2 protein-coding genes are annotated in these 1997 nt (G+C 76.1%); both read right to left on the reverse strand.

Features of this window, described 5'->3' with window-relative positions:
* Positions 1–24 precede the first annotated feature (24 nt).
* On the reverse strand, positions 25–582 hold the full coding sequence (ftsL, locus tag FOE67_RS29690) for a cell division protein FtsL (protein WP_228474227.1): 558 nt from the start codon (positions 580–582) through the stop codon (positions 25–27).
* Positions 583–701: 119 nt separating this feature from the next.
* Entirely contained in the window at positions 702–1676 is a 975-nt protein-coding gene (rsmH, locus tag FOE67_RS24055; RefSeq protein ID WP_182666937.1) for a 16S rRNA (cytosine(1402)-N(4))-methyltransferase RsmH, read from the reverse strand.
* Positions 1677–1997 lie beyond the last annotated feature (321 nt).

Consider the following 1997-nt stretch of genomic DNA (forward strand, 5'->3'; position numbering starts at 1 on the left):
TATAAGAGACAGGGGGCGGGCCGCTCACGGCGTCTCCTCGGATGCGGGGTCGGTGGGCTCCCCGGCCTCCCCGGGGTCGGTGTCCCCGGTGTCCGGGTCCCCGGCGTCCCCGGCCCCGTCGGCGGGTCCGCCGTTGGGGGTGTCCCCCTCGGGCACGGCGGGCGGGGCGTCCGGATCGGGTTCCGGCCTGGGCACGGGGTCCGGCTCGGGTTCCGGCTCGGGGTCCGGCTCGGGCGCGGGTTCCGGTACCCCGAGGACACCGCCGTCCGGACGGAGGAAGACCGGGGGTCCGCCGGGCACCAGCCCCAGCTCCCGGGCCCGTTCGGCCAGGGCGTCGGGAGCGGAGAAGGCGTCCACCTCGGCCTGGAGCGCCTGCTGCTCGTCGGTCAGCTCCGAGGTCTCCCGGCGCAGCTCGCTCAGCTCGAACGATCCCTGGTTGAGGGCGGCGTTCAACAGGAGCAGGGCGAGCATGCCGGCCCCCAGCAGGACGACGATCAGCAGCACGAAAGGGGTGCGGGCGGCGGAGGAGGACCCGGTGGGCACCAGCCCCGCCAGCCTCGCGAGACGTTGTTGCGCGGTCATCCCCGTGGTCCCTCCTCGGCCTCCCCGGTGCGCCCGGGGTCCCCTGCGTCCGGTGTGTCCGGTGGATCCGGTTCCCCGGGTGCGTCTGCTCACCCGGGGTACCGGTCCCGTCCGCCCCGTCAGCGGGCGGGACGGATCCGTTCCGCGGCACGCAACCGGGCCGGGGCGGCCCGACGGTTGCCCGCCGTCTCCTCCTCGTCGGGGAGCTCGGCCCCCCGGGTGAGCAGCCGCAGCCGGGGCTGGTACTCCTCCGGCACCACCGGCAGCCCCGGCGGGGCGGTGGTGCGCGCCCCCTCCGCCAGGACGCGCTTGACCAACCGGTCCTCCAACGAGTGGTAGGACAGCACCACGATCCGGCCGCCCACCCCCAGCGCCCCCACGGCCGCGGGCACCGCCCGCTCCAGCACCTCCAACTCGCCGTTGACCTCGATGCGCAGCGCCTGGAAGGTGCGCTTGGCGGGGTTGCCGCCGGTGCGCATCGCCGCCTGCGGCAGTGCGCCGCGGATCAACTCGACCAGGCGGGCGCTGGAGGTCAGCGGTGCCGTGGCGCGCTCGCGCACCACGGCCTCCACGATGCGGCGGGCGTTGCGCTCCTCGCCGTAGACCCGCAGGATCCGGACCAGGTCGCCGGGCGGGTAGGTGTTGAGCACATCGGCCGCGCTCGGCCCCCGACCGCGGTCCATCCGCATGTCCAGGGGGGCGTCCCGGGCGTAGGCGAACCCCCGCTCGGGCTCGTCCAGTTGCATGGAGGAGACACCCAGGTCGAACAGGATGCCCGCCGGCGCGGGGGCGTCGATGTCCTCCAACACCTCCGGCAGCCGGTCGTAGACGGCGTGCACCGCCTCGAAGCGGTCCCCGAACCGGGCCAGCCGCTCCGAGGCCAGGGCCAGGGCGTCGGGGTCCCGGTCCAGGCCGATCAGACGCAGCCCGGGGTGGGCCGAGAGCAGGGCCTCGGCGTGGCCTCCCAGACCGAGAGTGCAGTCCACCGCCACCGCCCCGGGCTCCCGGAGCGCGGGGGCGAGCAGTTCCAGACAGCGCCGGAGCATCACGGGACGGTGTCGTTCGGCCGTCGGCCGCTCGTTGCTCGGGGACATGGGCCTTCCGATGGGGCTCCCGCCACGACGGCGGACGGGTGGGCGGCGCGCGCGGGTCCTCTCGTCGGCCCCCGATCCGCCGCGCCCCGCTGCGTGCCGGGGCGCGGCCAACCCTAATCCACCGTCCCCCGCCGCACCGCGCACCCACCGTCCTCCCCGGCGGGTCGCGGGACCCCGGGGATCGACCCGGCGGACACCCCGGATGTGATCCGCATCACCCCGGCCGGGCCGGAGGTGGACAACCGGCCGGCACGGCAGGTCTTTTCGGACCGGTGCGTGCTCCTTTTCCCCGAGCGGTCCCGGGCCCCGCCCGTCCCGGGG

Source organism: Streptomyces calidiresistens (assembly GCF_014141525.1).
Taxonomy (GTDB): domain Bacteria; phylum Actinomycetota; class Actinomycetes; order Streptomycetales; family Streptomycetaceae; genus Streptomyces; species Streptomyces calidiresistens.

Excerpts from the sequence above, each read along its gene's own strand:
- ftsL (WP_228474227.1), bottom strand. The coding sequence starts at position 582 with ATGACCGCGCAACAACGTCTCGCGAGGCTGGCGGGGCTGGTGCCCACC.
- rsmH (WP_182666937.1), bottom strand. The coding sequence starts at position 1,676 with ATGTCCCCGAGCAACGAGCGGCCGACGGCCGAACGACACCGTCCCGTG.